We start from the raw sequence: 2747 nt of genomic DNA, 5'->3' as shown, positions 1-2747 counted from the left end.
GGACCCGATGCCGGCAACACAAACACGACGATTTCCGGCAACGACCTCTTCGGCAACCAGAACCACGGCATCAGCGTCCGGCCTGGCAATACCGACACCTTGATCGAGAACAACAGGATCCACGACAACGTCACTTACGGGGTCTGGATCGAAGGCGACCGAACCACCGTCTCGGGCAACTCCGTCTACGCCAACGCGTATGGCATCGAGGCGGGTTATTTTGGAAGCGAACCGCTGCGGACAATCATCGGCAACGTGGTTCACTCCAATACCTATCGGGGCATCTACCTCTATCATGCCAGCACTGAGGCGATCGATAACGAGGTCTACGGTCACACCGCGGGCGTCGGGATCTACGTCGACGGGGGTGCGATGGCCAGCGGTAACGTCGTGCACGGCAACGACGTCGGCATTCAGACGCACGCTTACACCACGGTCGATTCGAACCAGGTCTACGACAACCGTATCGGTCTCCTGGCCTCCTACGCCTACGACACGACGATTACCGCCAATCGCGTCTATTCCAATAGTGAAGGGATCCGTGTCGAGGGTCAAAACAACGTCACGATCGCCAATAACCTGGTCTATGCGAACACGAACTCGGCGATCTACTTGCGCGACGGCTACTTGAACGCAGGGATCATCGGCAACACGCTGTATCAAGCCGTAGGCGATGCGGTCACGATCGAGTACTCCAGCAATGTCCAGCTCTCCAACAACATCCTGTGGGTCGAAGACGGTGCCGCGATTCGCGTCGCCGGTGACGCGCAGGTGGGTTTTGGCAGCGATTACAATCTCTTCCACACACCAGGGTCCGGGATCGTCGGCCGTTGGGACGGGCGGGAACTGGGTGATCTGGTCGCTTGGAAATTTGAACTCGGACTCGATCCCAACGGACTGGTCGGCGACCCGTTGTTGCTCGACGTTGACGGTGCCGATGATCTGCTCGGGTTCAGACGCGAGGTGCTCTCCACAAGAATCATCGATGATGGTGACGCCGGATTCAGCACCACCGGGACCTGGACGACGTTCACCACCGCCGGCGGGAATCCGGGCGGATTCGCCGACGATTACCGTCAAGGTGATTTTGCCGACAACGGTACGGCGACCTGGACCTTCGACAACCTGACACCCGGTGCGACCTATCGTGTGGCGGCAACTTGGCTGCAAAACTACTACGCCGCAGTGCAGTATCGAATCAGCGATGCCGGTCGCGTGATCGGCGTGATCAACACGAATCAGTACAACAATGTTCCCGACGACTTTGTCGCCGACGGTCAGGCCTGGGAATCGTTCGGCAGTTTTGTCGCTCAAAGCAACGCGATGCAAATCACACTGCTGTCGGGTGTCGGCGGAAACCAGTTCCCCTACGCCGACGCGATGCGGTTGGATGAAATCGCCGGTGATCGCGGCGGCGATGATGATTTCCACCTCCGCAGCAATTCGCCGGCGATCGATCGTGGCAATCCACTCTCGAATTACTTCCGAGAACCGCTGCCCAGTGGCAATCGGATCAACTTGGGCGCCTATGGCAATACGCCCGAAGCGACCACCAGCAACGCCCAAACTGTTCAAGTGTTGTCCCCGGTCGGACTGGAGAAGTGGACCGCCGGTGACACCGAAACGATTCGTTTTCAAACCAGCGGCTTGACCACCAACCGGCCCGCGCTGTTGATCAACACCGGTGGTGCCGCGTTGGAGGGTTGGAGCGAAAACGGATACCAAGCGGGCGGCAATCAAGCGACCATCGATCAGCCGGTCGATCTGACCCTTGTCACCAACCCTGCTCCCAGCCAGGTCTATCAAAGCTACTCACGAAGTCTCAGTTCGGGCGAACCGCTGGACTATGCGATCCCGCTTCCTGGCGGCAGCTACTCGTTGCGATTGCACTTCGTGTCGACGCCGGACTCGAACTTTGACCTCTTCCTGCAAGGGCAACTCGCCGAGGCAGGTGTGGATCTGACAGGCCAAGCGGGCGGCGCCGCGATCGGCCTCGTGAAAGAGTTTTCCGTCACGGTGGTCGGCGCCGAAGGGCTATCGATCCAAATGATGAGCTTGAACGGTTGGTATGCCGAAGGCTTGGCGGGGATCGAAGTCTTGCAGCCCAACGCAGGGGGAACCGCCAACCCGACCGCCGCGATCGATGTCTCGACCAACGGTGGTGCAACCTGGACGGAGATCGCCAACAATGTCCCCATCGATCGACTCGGTCGGGGCAGCTACAACTGGACGATTCCCGCCGGTTTCGTCACCAACGGCACCACGGCGTTGACGCGTGTTCGCAGCATCGGCGTCAGTGGCAGCGTCAGCGGTCGTTCGGCAGGAGGTTTCCTGATCACGCCGGCGGGTAATCAGTTCTACGTCAACGTCCCCGGCGACGCGGATTTCAGCGACAACCAATACACCACGGTTGCCGGTGACAATGCCGCCAGCGGGCGTTCCCCCAACGCGCCGATGGCTTCGCTCGCCGCGCTGTTGCGGGCCTATGACCTGGAACCCGGCGATACGATCTACGTCGATGCCGGAACCTATGAGCTGTTCGCCAACATCGTGATCGACGCCGAAGACTCGGGTGTCCGTATCGTCGGCCCGACCAACGTTGACACCCCCGCGATCCTCAATCGCGGCAACACCGTCGACGGAAGCTACGTGTTCGATCTGGTCGGCACCGATTCGGTCACAATTTCGAATCTGTCGATCAGCGGCGCGGCCAGCGGAATCAATCTCGGACCCGATGCCGGCAACAC

Annotated in this window: 1 protein-coding gene; it reads left to right on the top strand. The window is 59.9% G+C overall.

The genetic code is table 11. From position 1 onward, the window contains the following. Nucleotides 1-30: 30 nt before the first annotated feature. On the top strand, nt 31-2747 hold a 2717-nt coding region (locus NZK35_RS27940), incomplete at its 3' end, for a right-handed parallel beta-helix repeat-containing protein (RefSeq protein WP_323379678.1).

The sequence above is a fragment of the Stieleria sedimenti genome (genome assembly GCF_025060895.1).
Classification (GTDB): domain Bacteria; phylum Planctomycetota; class Planctomycetia; order Pirellulales; family Pirellulaceae; genus Stieleria; species Stieleria sedimenti.
The sequence above is the reverse complement of the archived record's forward strand: the minus strand, read 5'-3'. Positions and strand labels throughout refer to the sequence as shown.